Annotated in this window: 17 protein-coding genes; 5 read left to right on the top strand and 12 right to left on the bottom strand. The window is 62.3% G+C overall.

The window, feature by feature from the left end:
* Window positions 1-71: 71 nt before the first annotated feature.
* From blaOXA to EOA19_RS09130, 3 genes are all read right to left on the bottom strand, one after another.
* Window positions 72-899 (bottom strand): class D beta-lactamase, encoded by an 828-nt coding sequence (blaOXA, locus tag EOA19_RS09140; RefSeq protein WP_128303359.1) that lies wholly within the window; start codon window positions 897-899, stop codon window positions 72-74.
* A gap of 147 nt (window positions 900-1,046) precedes the next feature.
* Entirely contained in the window at window positions 1,047-1,421 is a 375-nt protein-coding gene (yidD, locus tag EOA19_RS09135; protein ID WP_023810485.1) for a membrane protein insertion efficiency factor YidD, read from the bottom strand.
* A gap of 85 nt (window positions 1,422-1,506) precedes the next feature.
* Window positions 1,507-1,665 carry a hypothetical protein gene (locus EOA19_RS09130; RefSeq protein WP_128303358.1) on the bottom strand — a complete coding sequence of 53 codons (159 nt, stop codon included), beginning with the start codon at window positions 1,663-1,665 and terminating at the stop codon, window positions 1,507-1,509.
* Window positions 1,666-1,756: 91 nt separating this feature from the next.
* Between EOA19_RS09130 and EOA19_RS09125 the strand changes: the two genes are divergently transcribed.
* The gene (locus tag EOA19_RS09125; protein WP_023810484.1) at window positions 1,757-2,662 is read left to right on the top strand and encodes a LysR substrate-binding domain-containing protein; all 906 of its coding nucleotides are present in this window, start codon (window positions 1,757-1,759) and stop codon (window positions 2,660-2,662) included.
* 18 nt (window positions 2,663-2,680) lie between these two features.
* On the opposite strand, the gene EOA19_RS09120 is transcribed toward EOA19_RS09125, so the two are convergent.
* Window positions 2,681-3,118, bottom strand: a complete 438-nt coding sequence (locus EOA19_RS09120; protein WP_023810483.1) for an iron-sulfur cluster assembly scaffold protein — start codon at window positions 3,116-3,118, stop codon at window positions 2,681-2,683.
* Window positions 3,119-3,357: 239 nt separating this feature from the next.
* On the opposite strand from EOA19_RS09120, the gene folE reads away from it, so the two are divergent.
* The 3 genes from folE (at window position 3,358) to EOA19_RS09105 (ending at window position 5,601) form a co-directional block, all read left to right on the top strand.
* Window positions 3,358-3,993: a GTP cyclohydrolase I FolE gene (gene folE / locus EOA19_RS09115; RefSeq protein WP_023810482.1), complete on the top strand. Its 636-nt coding sequence runs from the start codon at window positions 3,358-3,360 to the stop codon at window positions 3,991-3,993.
* A 90-nt stretch (window positions 3,994-4,083) separates the two neighbouring features.
* Entirely contained in the window at window positions 4,084-4,545 is a 462-nt protein-coding gene (hisI, locus tag EOA19_RS09110; protein ID WP_023810481.1) for a phosphoribosyl-AMP cyclohydrolase, read from the top strand.
* Between the two features lie 81 nt (window positions 4,546-4,626).
* Window positions 4,627-5,601: a patatin family protein gene (locus tag EOA19_RS09105; protein WP_206638019.1), complete on the top strand. Its 975-nt coding sequence runs from the start codon at window positions 4,627-4,629 to the stop codon at window positions 5,599-5,601.
* 7 nt (window positions 5,602-5,608) lie between these two features.
* On the opposite strand, the gene recJ is transcribed toward EOA19_RS09105, so the two are convergent.
* The 8 genes from recJ to EOA19_RS09065 all read right to left on the bottom strand — a co-directional run bounded on the left by recJ (window position 5,609) and on the right by EOA19_RS09065 (window position 12,810).
* Complete coding sequence (gene recJ, locus EOA19_RS09100) at window positions 5,609-7,393, bottom strand: single-stranded-DNA-specific exonuclease RecJ (RefSeq protein WP_128303356.1); 1,785 nt, start codon at window positions 7,391-7,393, stop codon at window positions 5,609-5,611.
* Between the two features lie 180 nt (window positions 7,394-7,573).
* Window positions 7,574-7,807, bottom strand: a complete 234-nt coding sequence (locus EOA19_RS09095; RefSeq protein WP_128303355.1) for a DUF6434 domain-containing protein — start codon at window positions 7,805-7,807, stop codon at window positions 7,574-7,576.
* 73 nt (window positions 7,808-7,880) lie between these two features.
* Window positions 7,881-8,864: a class II fructose-bisphosphatase gene (gene glpX, locus EOA19_RS09090; RefSeq protein ID WP_023810477.1), complete on the bottom strand. Its 984-nt coding sequence runs from the start codon at window positions 8,862-8,864 to the stop codon at window positions 7,881-7,883.
* Between the two features lie 202 nt (window positions 8,865-9,066).
* Window positions 9,067-9,234 carry a Thivi_2564 family membrane protein gene (locus EOA19_RS09085; protein ID WP_023810476.1) on the bottom strand — a complete coding sequence of 56 codons (168 nt, stop codon included), beginning with the start codon at window positions 9,232-9,234 and terminating at the stop codon, window positions 9,067-9,069.
* 71 nt (window positions 9,235-9,305) lie between these two features.
* Window positions 9,306-9,662, bottom strand: a complete 357-nt coding sequence (locus tag EOA19_RS09080) for a hypothetical protein (protein ID WP_023810475.1) — start codon at window positions 9,660-9,662, stop codon at window positions 9,306-9,308.
* 132 nt (window positions 9,663-9,794) lie between these two features.
* On the bottom strand, window positions 9,795-11,108 hold the full coding sequence (locus tag EOA19_RS09075) for a homoserine dehydrogenase (protein WP_023810474.1): 1,314 nt from the start codon (window positions 11,106-11,108) through the stop codon (window positions 9,795-9,797).
* Window positions 11,109-11,155: 47 nt separating this feature from the next.
* Window positions 11,156-12,373 carry an LL-diaminopimelate aminotransferase gene (locus EOA19_RS09070; protein ID WP_023810473.1) on the bottom strand — a complete coding sequence of 406 codons (1,218 nt, stop codon included), beginning with the start codon at window positions 12,371-12,373 and terminating at the stop codon, window positions 11,156-11,158.
* A gap of 44 nt (window positions 12,374-12,417) precedes the next feature.
* Window positions 12,418-12,810 (bottom strand): hypothetical protein, encoded by a 393-nt coding sequence (locus EOA19_RS09065; RefSeq protein ID WP_023810472.1) that lies wholly within the window; start codon window positions 12,808-12,810, stop codon window positions 12,418-12,420.
* 97 nt (window positions 12,811-12,907) lie between these two features.
* Here EOA19_RS09065 and phaC point away from each other — a divergent pair, with 97 nt between their 5' ends.
* The gene (phaC, locus tag EOA19_RS09060) at window positions 12,908-14,743 is read left to right on the top strand and encodes a class I poly(R)-hydroxyalkanoic acid synthase (RefSeq protein ID WP_023810471.1); all 1,836 of its coding nucleotides are present in this window, start codon (window positions 12,908-12,910) and stop codon (window positions 14,741-14,743) included.
* Window positions 14,744-14,944: the final 201 nt, after the last annotated feature.

Here is a 14,944-nt window from a genome sequence, read left to right as displayed (position 1 = left end):
GATGCGTCCGGCAGCGGCTGTCTTTTATGGACAGATTCCGCCTCCGTAAAGCCCGGCTCAAATGTCAGCGTTCATTTGATGAGGAGCGGCAGGTCCTTCAGGAACGCGGCGCGGGTCTTGAGGCCCTTGGGCATGTCGGTGCGGTTGGTGTCGACGACAAGCCGCGCAAAGACGATCTGGCGGCCATCCTTTTGCGCCCAGCCGACGAACCAGCCGAGCGAACGCTTGTCCTGAACCTTGTCGACGTCGTTGCGCAGCCTGGTGCTTCCGGTCTTGCCTTGCACCGTCCAGCCTCCGGCCTGGAAGGTCGGGATGATGGCTGATGTCATGTCGTAAGCCCTGGCCGAGACAGGCAGCTTGCGGGCCAGCAGCTTGCGCAGGAATTCGACCTGCTCGACCGGCGTGATCTTGAGCGAGGAATTCACCCAGGACTTGGTCAAACCATCATTCTTGCCGGGATTGCCGGAAACATCGGCGTTGCCGTAGTCGAATTTCGAGACATAACCGGCAAAACTCCCAGACCCAAGCCGGCGGGTGATTTCCCGGGAAAACCACAGGATCGAATCCCGCTCCCAGACCACCGGATCGACGGTCTTCTGATCCCGCTTCACCGCGTTGAATTCAGGCTTGTAATCCCAGCTCGGCGTGTGCTCGTCGCTCAGGATCCCGCTGTCATAGCCGATCAGCGACAACGGCACCTTGAACGTCGAAGCCGGGCTGAACCGCTCGTCGCACACCCCGTCCTGGTAGAGCGCCTTGCCGCTCGCCGCATCGGCGATCACCGTGCACTGCACGTCCCCCAGCGGCGCCGATTGCGCGCGCAGCGGAAATCCCAGCAGCCAGGCGAGCAGGAACAGTATCCCGGCAAAGATGAAGGGAAGACGGTCGAAATTGCGCATTTTCTGCTCGCTCCAGAAGGGGGTTCGGGAGCGGCTTAGCGAGGTCTCTTGTCTCGATTTTGTCTCAAATGCGCAGTCTTTGTGCAGGCTGTTGTTAACCCTACCGGATCGTAAACAGGCAGAGCCGGCGGGACCTGACTGACGCGATCACCCCTGCGCTTCGCCGCGCTTGCTGCCGATCCGCCAGTACCGCCATGGCGTGAACCAGACATAACGATCCTCCAGCACCTCCGGCACGAGGTCTATGCCATGCGTGCCGAATGGCCCGCAGCGCAGCATCCGGAAAAATCCCATCCAACCGCCCGCCCACAGGCCATGGCGGGCGATCGCCTCATGGGCATATTCCGAACAGGTCGGCAGATGCCGGCAGGAATTGCCGACAAAGCCCGACAATGTCAGCTGGTAGAGGCGCACGAGCGACGTGCCGAGGAGACGGCCCGGCGTCTTGCGCCATGGACCGGGCCAGTTACGGCCGCGTTTCGGCGGCCGGGCGATATGCGCATGCCCATGCTGGTCGCGCACCACAGTCTCCGTTTCGCGTTTCCCACGCGATAGATGTGGGCTTCTACTGGAGAACGCAATCCCCGCGCCCTGCATGGCCCCACCGTCACGGACGGAAACGACGAAACGGCTGCCAGTCAGCCGAAGCCACCCACCGGCCACGACTGGTCGGCTCTTCGTAACGCTTTTCATGCTGTCTTCTGCCACGCCATTGAAACGTTGCGATCCGCATGACATCGCCAAAGATGCTCAGCAACTGGATCATGGTCGGTCTCCTTTGATGCGATTAGACGGCCGCTGGCCTTCGCCTTCAAACGAGTATAATTTCCACTTCGGATAATCCTGGGTTATGCGAAATGAAGCGTGGGCGCCTGCCGTTGACGGCATTGAGGAGCTTCGAGGCGGCGGGCCGGCATCTGAGCTTCAGCCGGGCCGCCGAGGAGCTTTTCGTCTCACAGGCGGCGATCAGCCGGCAGATCCGGGAACTCGAAATCTTCCTGCGCCAACCCTTGTTCGAACGTCACCATCGCCGTGTCGAACTGACCGATACCGGACGGCGTCTGCTGGATCAGCTTGTCAGAAGTTTCGACGCTATCGATACCTTGCTTGGAGAACTGGTGGCGACACCGGCGCAGTCCGTGGTCCGTGTCAGTGTCGAGCCGTCGCTTGCATCCGTGTGGCTGGTGCCACGGCTCAACCGGTTTCGCCAATTGCGGCCTGACATCGACATCTCGCTCGAGGTCGATCCAAGGCTGATCGAGTTCCGCAGCGATCAGCCGGAGCTTGCCTTGCGCTTCAGCGCACATGCCACCGCGTGGCCGCGCAGCGAAGCCGAGCAACTTGCTTCGACAGTCGACTCACCTGTTCTGTCGCCGGCGCTGCTTGCCTCGGGCCCCGCCCTCGAGAAGCCGATCGATCTTGGTCGCTACACGCTTTTGCACGAGGAGAACCGCCAGGGCTGGGCGCGCTGGTTCGAAGCGGCCGGCGTGCCCGCCGACGCCGTGCCGGCGCGCGGGCCGATGCTGGCGGATGCGTCGCTTTCAAAGCAGGCCGCCTTGCTCGGACATGGCGTTGCACTGGGCGATCTCTTGCAGATCGGCGGAGAAGTCGCGTCCGGCGCGCTGGTCAAGCCGTTCGACATCGACGTCGCATCCGGCGCCTATTGGCTGGTGGCCAGAAGCTTGCGCGATCTGTCGGAGCCGGCCGCCGCGTTCGCGGACTGGGTACGCGGCGAATTTGCCGAAAGCAGACGTGCATTGTAAACGGTCGGTTGCCGGCCCTCAGGCTTCGGCGCGCTTCTCGATCTGGCCGATGGCGTCGACCACGGCGTCGAAAGTCAGCATGGTCGAGGCATGACGGGCCTTGTAATCGCGCACCGGCTCCAGATATCTGAGGTCCGCGAAGCGACCGTCCGGCGGGGCGCCATCTTCCTTGAGCATCTTCAGCATGGTGTCGCGCACCGCGCGCAATTCCTCGGCGCTCGCGCCGACGACATGTTGCGCCATGATCGATGACGACGCCTGGCCGAGCGCGCAGGCCTTCACATCATGGGCAAAGTCCGTGACCACGCCGTCCTGCATCTTGAGGTCGACGGTGACCGTGGAACCGCATAGCTTGGAGTGCGCCTTGGCGGTTGCGTCAGGATGATCGAGCCGGCCGATGCGGCCAATGTTCCCGGCAAAACCGAGAATTTTCGCGTTGTAGACCTCGTTTATCATTATTTTCCAATCCGTCGCCGCCAAGCGAACAGCGATTGCCGCTGTCGTGTCTTCCTTTCGCTCGCTATGACCTTATATAATGGTGGCAGTCCGGTATCGACAAGAAGACGAAAGCCAATGTCCTTGCCGGGAAGTTCACGCCGCTTACGGGGCTGGAAACGGGGCAAGTTTCCGACACCGAAAGGTCGTGGTCCGTTCAACTCGTTCCTCCGCCGAGAGGGACTACGGGAGACGCCTTTATGGATGCCGTCATCAAGAAGCTCATGCCACAGTCAGCCTATATGGAAAAGCCGGTCACCGACCGGCCGAGCGAAGCCGAAGTCGAAGCCGCCGTGCGCACGCTTTTGCGCTGGACCGGCGACAATCCGGACCGCGAGGGGCTGGTCGACACGCCGAAGCGGGTGGCAAAGGCCTACCGCGAAATGTTCGGTGGCTACGACATGTGCCCGGCCGACGAGCTCGGCCGCACCTTCGAGGAGGTCGCCGGCTACGATGATCTGGTCATCGTCAAGGACATAACATTCCATTCACATTGCGAGCACCATATGGTGCCGATCATCGGCAAGGCGCATGTCGGCTATCTTCCGGACGGCAAGGTTGTCGGCCTGTCCAAGATCGCCCGCGTCGTCGATATCTTCGCCCACCGCCTGCAGACCCAGGAGGCGCTGACGGCGCAGATCGCCGGCGTCATCCAGGACGTGCTCAATCCGCGCGGCGTCGCCGTCATGATCGAGGCCGAGCACATGTGCATGGCCATGCGCGGCATCCGCAAGCAGGGTTCAACCACGCTGACCTCGACCTTCACCGGCGTTTTCAAGGACACGCCCGAAGAGCAGGTCCGTTTCGTCACCATGGTGCGCGGCGGCGGGGTCTGATCGGCCCTCGCCGGCCATCAGACCATGATCCCGAAAAGTGGAGACCGGTTTTCGGACAAGATCATGGTCAAAGAGGAAAATGGACCGGCGATGTCGGCACTGGAATTTCCAAAAGCTCCGTCGGACAAGAAAGCGCTTGAGGAAGGCGCGGTGTTTTCGCCGCGCTTCGATGCAGCCGGGCTGGTCACGGTCATCGTGACAGACGCCGCGGACGGCATGCTGTTGATGGTTGCGCATATGAATGCGCAAGCACTGGCACTGACACTGGAGACCGGCATAGCCCACTACTGGTCGCGCTCGCGCGACGAACTTTGGAAAAAGGGCGAAACATCAGGCAATTTTCAGCATGTCGTCGAGATGCTCACGGATTGTGACCAGGATGCCATATGGTTGCGCGTCAAAGTGTTGGGCCACGACGCAACCTGTCACACTGGCCGGCGTTCATGCTTTTATCGGACGGTGGGGCTGATCGATGGCAAGGGGACGCTTGCCGACGACGGCAGCAAGCCGCTGTTCGATGCGGAAAAAACGTATCGGAAACCACTAGCTTGAACCTTCTGCCTGACACCGACCACACAGATTCATCATTTCGATACGGCCCGCTCGTATAGTAGCCGTGGGACAAGGGAGATCATGATGCTCGAGTGGGCGTCATTGCGTAACAGACCAGATGTCAGGGAGGCCAACGGCCTGTCCTCGTCAGGCGGCGCGTCCGAAACGAACTCCCAGAAGAAAACAGGCATTTCGCTCGCCTTGGGTGGCGGTTGCGCCCGCGGCTGGGCGCATATAGGCGTGCTGCGCGCGCTCGACGAAGCCGGCATCGAAGTATCGATGATCGCCGGCACCTCGATCGGCGCGCTGGTCGGCGGCTGCTATCTCGCCGGCAAACTGGACGAACTGGAAGAATTCGCCCGCAGCCTGACCAAGCGCCGCATCTTCGGCCTGCTCGATCTCAATTTGCGCGGCAGCGGCCTGTTCGGCGGCATGAAGCTCGATGCAAGGCTGCGCGAGCACATGGCCGGCATTCGTTTCGAGGACCTGACCAAGCCGTTCGTGGCGGTCACCTCCGAAATCCGCACCGGCCACGAAATCTGGCTGTCGAGCGGCTCATTGACCACCGCCATGCGCGCCTCCTATGCGCTTCCCGGCGTGTTCGAGCCGGTGAATTGCAATGGCCGCGTGCTGGTCGACGGCGCGCTGGTCAACCCCGTACCGGTTTCGGTCTGCCGCGCGTACGAGCAGCCGCTCGTCGTGGCGGTCAACCTTCACTATGATCTGTTCGGCCGTGCCGCGGTGATAAAACACAGCGCCGGCGAACTGGTCATCGAAAAGGACGCACCAAGGCCCGGCAAGGTCGACGCCGAGCACCAGTCGCATCAGACGCGGCTCGGCATTACCGGCGTCATGGTCGAGGCCTTCAACATCATCCAGGACCGCATTTCGCGTGCCAGGCTTGCCGGCGACCCGCCCGATATGTCGCTGCAGCCGAAGCTCAGCCATATCGGCCTGACCGAGTTCCACCGCGCCGACGAGGCGATCAACATCGGCTATCAGGCGACGATGGCCCAGATCGGCGAGTTGACCCGGCTGCAGACCGTTCTCGCCTGATCAAAACCTACGCACGCGCCGCATCGGTGATGCGAAACTGCACGGTGCGGTTCCCGTTCCAGTAATTTCCTGACAGCGAACCGGCGACGTGGATTGTCTTGCCCCGGTTCTTGAACAGAAATTCGCCAAGCGCGGTATCGACGGCGCGAAAGGCGATCGCCTGGATGCGGCCGCCGCTTTCCGATTGCAGCTCGACGCGGATGTGGTTGGTGCCGACCGGCCGCGCATCGGCTAGTCGGTGGCGCGGCAGCGCGAAAACGGGGGCAGCGTGCCCGGCACCGAAGGGTCCGGCCTTCTCCAGCGCATCGAGCAGGCTGAGCGTCGCGCCTTCAGCGGCAAGCGCACCGTCTATGGCCAGGCTTTCCTCGCCCTGCAGGCGGAACACGTCGGCTGCCGCCCGCTCTTCGAAAAACGCCCTGAGCTCACCAAGCTTCGCCCGCTCCACGGTGATGCCCGCCGCCATGCCATGGCCGCCGCCCTTGACGATCAGCCCCGCAACGGCCGCCTCGCGCACCAGCCGGCCGAGGTCGAAACCCGAGACCGAGCGGCCCGAACCGGTGCCGATGCCCACAGCATTGAAGGCGATGGCGAAGGCCGGCCGGCGGGCGTGGTCCTTCAATCGCGAAGCGAGCAGGCCGACAATACCCGGATGCCAGCTGTTGGAAGCGGTGACGACGATAGCCGGGCCATTGCCGCCGGCAAGCTCTGCATCGGCCTCGGTGCGCGCCGCCGCGAGCATCTCCTGCTCCATCAACTGCCGTTCCTGGTTGAGCCGGTCGAGCGTCTCGGCAATGGTGCGCGCCTCCACCGGGTCGTCGGTCGCAAGCAACCGGCTGCCAAGTGCGGCGTCGCCGATGCGTCCGCCGGCATTGATGCGCGGGCCGATCAGATAGGCCAGATGGAAAGTGCTGATCGGCTCGCCGATGCGCGACACCCGTGCCAGTGCCGCCAGCCCTTCGTTCTTCTGCTGGCGCGCCATCTGCAGCCCCTTGATCACGAAGGCACGGTTGACGCCGGTCAGTGGCACCACGTCACAAACGGTGGCCAATGCCACGATATCAAGCAGCGAAAGCAGGTCTGGCGGCGTAGCATCGGGCATGCGGCTACGCAGGATCCTGGCCGTCTGCACAAGGGCGAGGAAGACCACGCCGGCGGCACAGAGATGGCCCTGCCCGGAAAGGTCGTCGTCACGATTGGGATTGACGACAGCGATTGCCGCCGGCAAGGCACCGCCGACCTGGTGGTGGTCGAGCACCACGACGTCGGCCCCGGCCTCGTTGGCGGCATCGATGGAAACGGCGCTGTTGGTGCCGCAATCGACAGTGACGATCAGTGTCGCACCACGCGAAACAAGTTCGCGCATGGCGTCGGGGTTGGGGCCATAGCCCTCGAAAATACGGTCCGGGATGTAGATTTCCGACGGCACCGAGAAATGCGTGAGGAACCGCTTCAGCAACGCCGACGAGGCGGCGCCGTCGACATCATAGTCGCCGAAGATCGCCACCTTTTCCCTGGCCATCACCGCGGCGGCGATGCGGGCCGCCGCCCTGTCCATGTCGGTCAGCGATGCCGGATCCGGCAGAAGATCGCGGATCGTCGGATCGAGAAACCGCTCGGTCTGTTCGGCGGTGACACCACGGCCGGCAAGCACCCGCGCGACGATGTCGGGCACGCCATGGCCTTGCGCGATGGCGAGCGCAATCATGTCCTGGCGTTCTGTCAGCCGATGTTCCCAGGAAACCCCTGATACCGACTGCCTGACATCGAGGAAGAGGCGTTTTTCGCCGGTCATACGCTTTGCCAACTCATCGTTGGCCGCACGACAATGCATGCCGCCCATAAGTGCGCAGCGGTTTTGAGGCCACGACCTGCATTGGCAACAATTTCAAGCGCGTCACGTTCACGCGACGCTCTATAGGCCAAAGGCGGGCAAAGCCATGCGATTCACGGGTGTGCGCCGTCCCGGAATAGGTCAAGAAAACTGCGCTTTCCGCTTTTCAGCCTGTCGCCTAAGCCATTCGTCGGCCGCATCGCCCATCGTCTTTTCCACACCGTCCTTGAGCCAGGCCATGAAAGGCAGGTCGAACATGAATGCGTTGCCGCATTCCCGGATGAGAAAGCGACGCACATTCTGGGTGTTGCGATAGGACTTTGTGATGGCGGTGGCACGCGAAATCGGATCCGCATGCCAGTCGAACGGTTTCATCGTCAAATCCCTGCAGCCATCATCGGATGCGCCCGAATGGCTAACAATTGCAAGGCGGCTTCGCAAGCGAGCGTCAGAACTTATCCAGATCCTGATGGCGGGCCTTGATCTCGCGCACCGTCCGCGACGACGAGCGCAGCACGATCGTGTGGGTGGTGATGTAATTGTGGCCGAACTTGACGCCAGCCAGCATGTTGCCGTCGGTGACACCGGTGGCCGCGAACAACACATCGCCGCGCGCCATGTCCTCCGTCCGATAGACCCGTTTCGGATTGGAAATACCCATCTTTGCCGCGCGAGCAACCTTTTCCGCCGTGTCGAGGATCAGTCTGCCCTGCATCTGGCCGCCGGTGCAGCGCAGCGCGGCAGCGGCCAGCACGCCCTCGGGTGCTCCGCCAGTGCCCAGATAAATATCGATGCCGGTTTCTTCCGGGTCCGTGGTGTGGATGACGCCGGCGACATCGCCATCGCCGATCAGCCGGATCGCGGCCCCCGTGGCGCGCACGGCATCGATCAGCTTGGCATGGCGCGGCCGGTCGAGAATGCAGGTGGTGATTTCCGATACAGCGACGCCCTTGGCCCGAGCGAGGCTGGCGATGTTCTCAGCCGCCGAGGCGTCGATGTCGATGACGCCGTCCGCATAGCCCGGACCGATGGCGATCTTGTCCATGTAGACGTCCGGCGCGAACAGCAGGCTGCCCTTTTCGGCGATCGCGATGACCGCGAGTGCATTGGGCAGGTTCTTGGCGCAAATCGTCGTGCCTTCGAGCGGATCGAGCGCGATATCGACGGCCGGACCTTTGCCAGTGCCGACTTCCTCGCCGATGTAGAGCATCGGCGCCTCATCCCGTTCGCCTTCGCCGATCACCACCGTGCCCTTGATGGAAAGCCGGTTGAGCTCCTGGCGCATGGCATCCACGGCTACCTGGTCGGCCGCCTTTTCGTCGCCGCGCCCGCGCAGCCTGGCGGCCGCGACGGCGGCTCGTTCGGTGACGCGCACCAGTTCCATGGTGAGTATCCGGTCAAGGCCGGCGACGATGTTCTGGGCCACATTCATCTGGTGATTTCCTCGTTGGCAATGCGGCCCCCGCCGGAGGCGGGCCTGTTTTGTCAAACGAGCATGACAACGGCAAGACCTGCGGAAGATTTTATCGAATAGTTAGCAATATCAATCGATTAAACCGCATTTTTGAAACAAGGCCAGCCGGCCGCAATGAACCGGGCCGGCCTTGAAAAGCGAAAGTTAGACCTCTTTGGCGCTAGAAAACCGCAAGATATTTGAGCAGCGAAATGATGCCGATTATGAGGACGATAACCTGCACGATCTGCCTCATCCGGCCGTCGAGCGGCAGGCGCTGAACAAGATAGAGAACGAGGATGATGACGAGGAATGTGATCAGGATGCTAATCAAGGCGGATGAAGCCACAGTGCCCTCCTTAAAAATGATGTGCTGAAACAAGGAAACGAGCCGGCAAACCCGGCCCTATCGCGCCGTGGTCAATACCAGCGGCGCGACGTATCGTTCGTCGACTGACCTATGGCGAAACCGGCCATAAAGCCGAGCAAACCGATCACGCCGACCAGGGCAGTCGTCGTACCGGGGTTTTCGCGCGCTACTTCCGAGACGGACTGAGCCTGGCTGCGCAGTTGTTGCGCCGTACGCGAAGCGCGGCTCGCGGCCGTGTCGTACAACTCGGACGCCTGTTCGCTGGCGTCATCGAGCATTTCCGCGCCCCGCGCCGAAATGCTCTTGTTGATCTTGGTGATCTCCTTGCGCAAATCGGCAATCTGCTTTTCCAGCGTCTTCTGGATGTCGTCGATATTAGGGGTGTCGGACTTGTTGGCATCGGCCATGAAGCGGTTCCTCTGGTTGCTGACCAAGAGAACGGCGACGACACCAATTCGTTCCCGTGTGGCGGCTGTCCCCACCAGACCGGACCTCAATGCCTGCGGGATTCCTGTCCCGCAGGGCCTATCGGGCAAAAGCTACCCTGCCCGCTCGATGCGGATGACCTGCGGCTTGTCGGTCAGATGGCCATCCTTGGTGATGCCGTCGACGGCCTTGCGCACAGCGGCCTCGGTCGTCTCGTGGGTGACGAGGATCACCGTTTTTTGTGCCGCCGCTTCGCCGTTGACCGCGTGCTGGACGATCGATTCCAGCGAAATATCGCTGTCGGCCATGCGCTTGGCTATTGCCGCAAACACACCGATGCGGTCATGCACGGTCAGCCGGATGAAGTAGCCGCCGGCATGGCTGCGCATCTGCGCCTTCTTGTAGGGTTTCAGCTCCTTCGCCGGCCGTCCGAAGACCGGACCATGCTGGAATCCTGGCCGGCTCTTGGCGATGTCGGCGATGTCGCCGATGACGGCCGAGGCGGTGGCGTTGCCGCCGGCACCGGGGCCTGATAGCAGCAGTTCGCCCAGAATGTCGGTCTCGATCGCCACCGCATTGGTGACGCCATGCACCTGCGCGATGACCGATGCGGTCGGCACCATCGTCGGATGCACGCGCTGCTCGATGCCGCTCTCGGTGCGCTGGGCGACACCCAGCAACTTGATCCGGTAGCCAAGATCGGCGGCCGCGCGGATGTCGGCCTGGGTGATGTTGGAGATGCCCTCCATGTAGATGTCATTGGCGGCGATCCTGGTGCCAAAGGCAAGGCTGGTCAGGATCGACAGCTTGTGCGCGGTGTCGTGGCCCTCGATGTCGAAGGTCGGATCGGCTTCGGCATAGCCCAGCCGCTGCGCGTCCTTCAGGCAAGCATCAAACGAGATGCCCTCGGCCTCCATGCGCGTCAGGATGTAGTTGCAGGTGCCGTTGAGGATGCCGAACACGCGGGTGACCGAATTGCCGGCCATCGCCTCGCGCATGGTCTTGATGACGGGAATGCCGCCCGCCACTGCCGCCTCGTAGTTGAGCAGCACGCCCTTCTTCTCGGCGATTTCGGCCAGCGCAACGCCATGCTTGGCCAGCAGCGCCTTGTTGGCAGTGACGACATGACGGCCGGCTTCGAGTGCCGCTTTCACCGATGAGCGCGACGGACCCTCGTCGCCGCCGATCAGTTCGACGAACACGTCGATTTCGGCGGTCTGCGCCATCTTGACCGGATCGTCGAACCACTCTGCCGAGCTGAGATCGACGCCGCGATCGCGCTTCGGGTCACGCGCCGAGATGGCGGTGACGATGACGTCGCGGCCGCACTGGCGGGTCAGTTCCACCGCCTTGTCGCGCAGCACGCGCGCCACCGACGCGCCAACGGTGCCGAGGCCGGCAATTCCAACACGCAATGCTTCAGCCATATCCGGCGACGTCCCTCAAAATTCGATCGAAATCGTCTGCGGCAAGCTTACCGATGAGCGGAGAGCGGCACGACATTGTTGGGCTGCTTGGCGCTGGTCGACAAGAAGCGCTTGATGTTGCGCGCCGCCTGCCGGATCCTGTGCTCGTTCTCGACCAGAGCGACGCGCACGAATTCGTCGCCATGCTCGCCGAAGCCAACACCCGGCGCCACGGCCACGTCGGCATGTTCGATGAGCAGCTTGGAGAATTCGAGCGAGCCGAGATGTCGGAACGGCTCCGGGATTGGCGCCCAGGCGAACATCGATGCCGCCGGTGCCGGAATGGTCCAGCCAGCGCGGCCGAAGGCATCGACCATCACGTCGCGGCGCTTGTGATAGATATCGCGCACCTCGGCGATGTCGGCGCCGTCGCCGTTGAGCGCGTGTGCCGCCGCCACCTGGATCGGCGTGAAGGCGCCGTAATCGAGGTAGGATTTCACCCGCGTCAGCGCCGAGATCAGCCGCTCGTTGCCGACGGCAAAGCCCATCCGCCAACCGGGCATGGAGAAGGTCTTCGACATGGAGGTGAATTCGACGCAAACGTCGATCGCGCCAGGCACCTGCAGCACCGAAGGCGGCGGATTGCCGTCGAAATAGATCTCCGAATAGGCAAGGTCGGACAGGATGATGATGTCGTTCTTCTTGGCGAAGGCGACCACATCCTTGTAGAAATCGAGCGAGGCGACCAGCGCCGTCGGGTTCGACGGATAGTTGAGGATCAGCGCCAGCGGCTTCGGGATCGAATGTTTGACCCCGCGCTCGAGCGCCGGGATGAAGCCGTCGTCCGGCTCCACCTGCAGCGAGCGGATGACGCCACCCGACATGATGAAGCCGAAGGCATGGATCGGATAGGTCGGGTTCGGGCACAGGATCACGTCGCCGGGCGCCGTGATCGCCTGCGCCATGTTGGCGAAGCCTTCCTTGGAGCCAAGCGTGGCCACCACTTGCGTGTCGGGGTTGAGCTTCACGCCGAAGCGCCTGCCATAGTAGGCGGCCTGGGCGCGACGCAGGCCCGGAATGCCACGCGACGAGGAATAGCGATGCGTGCGCGGGTCGCGCACGACCTCGCACAATTTGTCGACGATAGCCTTGGGCGTCGGCAGGTCCGGATTGCCCATGCCGAGGTCGATGATGTCGGCGCCACGCGATCGGGCGCTGGCCTTCAGCCGGTTGACCTGCTCGAACACGTAAGGCGGAAGCCGGCGAACCTTGTGAAATTCTTCCATGGCAGTTCCAGACAGCGAAGGGGTGTTGGGCGCGCGCTATATACTTATTTGCAGGTAGGGTCGAGGGTGGGGTCGCATTTGGCTTCGATCTGCCTCAGCGTTTCGTCGCCATGCTTCTTGGCCAGATCCGTCAGCGCCGCCTGGTTGGCGACCTTCGGGCCGCCGCCCTTTGCCGCCTGCGCATTCTCATCCGCCTTCAATTGCGCGAGCTTGGCGTTCTTCTCGGCTTCGGTGAACTGCGACGCCGCCACTTGCGGCTTGATGTTCAGGTTCGGAAAGGTGCCGGTATCCTTCGGCCCCGCACCCGCAGCGACAGGCGTCGGGCCATTCGTGTTGGTGCTCGAGCACCCGGCAATCCCGATGAGGACGATCGCCACGCCGATGCGGCAAAAACGTCCGGCACCGAAAAAAACAGTCTCGCCAATATTAATCGTCATATTGTTTCCCTGGCAGCCGAGGTAGAGCGAGATTGGCCCGGTCGGATGTCCCATGTTAATATGTCAAGAAAAGGCCTCGGGAGGAACCCCGCCAACCATGTCCAAAACACCCGATTCGGGCAAAGCGGAAGATGACGAGCCTTCGACCGTCGAGCAATATCTGGTGAAGGACCCGGAACGCTTCGCCCTGAACATGGCGCGCATGATCGAGCAGGCCGGCAAGGCAGCTTCCGCCTGGGCTGAGCCGCGCGAAAAAGGCGACGTGCGCGACCATGTCGCCGAGCCCGTTGTCGATATGGTGAAGACCTTTTCCAAGCTCAGCGAATACTGGCTTGCCGATCCGCAGCGCGCGCTGGAAGCGCAGACGCGGTTGTTCTCCGGCTATATGACGGTCTGGGCCAACGCCATTCAGCGCACCAGCAACGCCGCGCAAGACACCGAGGACGCGGTCAAGCCGGAGCGCGGGGACAAGCGCTTCCTCGACCCGGAATGGGGCCGCAATGCCTTCTTCGATTTCCTCAAGCAGGCCTATCTCGTCACCTCGCGCTGGGCGGCCGATCTGGTCGAGCACGCCGAAGGTCTGGACGAGCACACCCGCCACAAGGCCGGCTTTTACGTCAAGCAGGTGTCCAACGCCATCTCGCCGTCGAATTTCATCCTGACCAATCCGGAACTGTTCCGTGAAACCGTCGCCTCGAACGGCGAAAACCTGGTGCGCGGCATGAAGATGCTGGCCGAGGACATCGCCGCCGGCAAGGGCGACCTGAAGCTGCGGCAGGCCGACTACTCCCCCTTCGAGATCGGCAGGAACATCGCCACCACTCCCGGCAAGGTGGTCGGCCGCAGCGACGTCGCCGAAATCATCCAGTACGACCCGGCCACCGAGACGGTGCTCAAGCGGCCCCTGCTGATCTGCCCGCCATGGATCAACAAATTCTACATCCTCGATCTGAACCCGCAGAAATCCTTCATTCGCTGGGCGGTTGAACAGGGCCACACCGTGTTCGTCATCTCCTGGATCAATCCGGACGAGCGCCACGGCACCAAGAGCTGGGAAGCCTATATCCGCGAGGGTCTGCAATATGGCCTCGACACGGTCGAGAAGGCCACCGGCGAACGCGACGTCAACGCGATCGGCTATTGCGTCGGCGGCACGCTTTTGGCGGCGGCACTGGCGCTGATGGCGCAAGAGGGCGACGACCGCATAAAATCGGCTACGTTCTTCACCACGCAGGTCGACTTCACCCATGCCGGCGACCTGAAAGTGTTCGTCGACGAAGAACAGGTCGCCGCTGTGGAAAAGTCGATGAGCGAAAAAGGCTATCTCGACGGCACCAAGATGGCGACCGCCTTCAACATGCTGCGCTCAGGCGACCTGATCTGGCCCTATGTCGTCAACAACTACATGCGCGGCAAGGATCCCCTGCCCTTCGACCTGCTCTACTGGAATGCAGATTCCACCCGCATGGCGGCGGCCAATCACTCTTTCTACCTGCGCAACTGCTATCTCGAGAACAACCTTTCGCAAGGCACGATGGAACTGGCGGGCCATACGGTCTCGCTCGGCGACATCACCATCCCGGTCTACAACCTCGCCTCCAAGGAAGATCACATCGCGCCGGCGCTTTCGGTGTTCCTCGGCTCGAAATATTTCGGCGGCACAGTCGAGTATGTGATGGCCGGATCGGGCCATATCGCCGGTGTCGTCAATCCGCCGGCATCCAACAAATACCAGTATTGGACCGGGGGTATGCCGACGGGCGACTTTAGCCAGTGGATAGCCAATGCCACCGACCATCCAGGATCCTGGTGGCCGCACTGGCAAGACTGGATAGAGGCCAAGGACAACACGCGCGTGCCTGCCCGCAAACCGGGCAAGCATATGAAAACCTTGGGTGATGCTCCCGGCACCTATGTGAAAGTACGTGTGTAACGGACTGTAATGTGTGGTGAGTTGACGGACCGCCAAAAGCGGGCGAAATGGTGTCGTCAACCATCAAGCGGCCGTAATTCGGCAATCACCGCAAAAATACTTTCAGGCTTGCGGATTTGACACAGGTCTCGTTTCCGGATCGGAGACAAAGGTCACCCTGGCATCGACGCATGCGTGTGGCGCCAAGGATATACCGACCGG

This window comes from Mesorhizobium sp. M7A.F.Ca.US.010.02.1.1 (assembly GCF_004023085.1).
Lineage (GTDB): Bacteria > Pseudomonadota > Alphaproteobacteria > Rhizobiales > Rhizobiaceae > Mesorhizobium.
Note: the sequence above shows the minus strand (reverse complement) of the source record. Positions and strands in the feature narration are given on the sequence as shown.

Excerpts from the sequence above, each read along its gene's own strand:
- blaOXA (WP_128303359.1), bottom strand. The coding sequence starts at position 899 with ATGCGCAATTTCGACCGTCTTCCCTTCATCTTTGCCGGGATACTGTTC.
- recJ (WP_128303356.1), bottom strand. The coding sequence starts at position 7,393 with ATGACCGGCGAAAAACGCCTCTTCCTCGATGTCAGGCAGTCGGTATCA.
- EOA19_RS09070 (WP_023810473.1), bottom strand. The coding sequence starts at position 12,373 with ATGGAAGAATTTCACAAGGTTCGCCGGCTTCCGCCTTACGTGTTCGAG.
- EOA19_RS09075 (WP_023810474.1), bottom strand. The coding sequence starts at position 11,108 with ATGGCTGAAGCATTGCGTGTTGGAATTGCCGGCCTCGGCACCGTTGGC.
- EOA19_RS09130 (WP_128303358.1), bottom strand. The coding sequence starts at position 1,665 with ATGATCCAGTTGCTGAGCATCTTTGGCGATGTCATGCGGATCGCAACG.
- EOA19_RS09065 (WP_023810472.1), bottom strand. The coding sequence starts at position 12,810 with ATGACGATTAATATTGGCGAGACTGTTTTTTTCGGTGCCGGACGTTTT.
- hisI (WP_023810481.1), top strand. The coding sequence starts at position 4,084 with ATGTCGGCACTGGAATTTCCAAAAGCTCCGTCGGACAAGAAAGCGCTT.
- glpX (WP_023810477.1), bottom strand. The coding sequence starts at position 8,864 with ATGAATGTGGCCCAGAACATCGTCGCCGGCCTTGACCGGATACTCACC.
- EOA19_RS09120 (WP_023810483.1), bottom strand. The coding sequence starts at position 3,118 with ATGATAAACGAGGTCTACAACGCGAAAATTCTCGGTTTTGCCGGGAAC.
- EOA19_RS09105 (WP_206638019.1), top strand. The coding sequence starts at position 4,627 with ATGATGCTCGAGTGGGCGTCATTGCGTAACAGACCAGATGTCAGGGAG.
- EOA19_RS09125 (WP_023810484.1), top strand. The coding sequence starts at position 1,757 with ATGAAGCGTGGGCGCCTGCCGTTGACGGCATTGAGGAGCTTCGAGGCG.
- EOA19_RS09080 (WP_023810475.1), bottom strand. The coding sequence starts at position 9,662 with ATGGCCGATGCCAACAAGTCCGACACCCCTAATATCGACGACATCCAG.
- folE (WP_023810482.1), top strand. The coding sequence starts at position 3,358 with ATGGATGCCGTCATCAAGAAGCTCATGCCACAGTCAGCCTATATGGAA.
- EOA19_RS09095 (WP_128303355.1), bottom strand. The coding sequence starts at position 7,807 with ATGAAACCGTTCGACTGGCATGCGGATCCGATTTCGCGTGCCACCGCC.
- phaC (WP_023810471.1), top strand. The coding sequence starts at position 12,908 with ATGTCCAAAACACCCGATTCGGGCAAAGCGGAAGATGACGAGCCTTCG.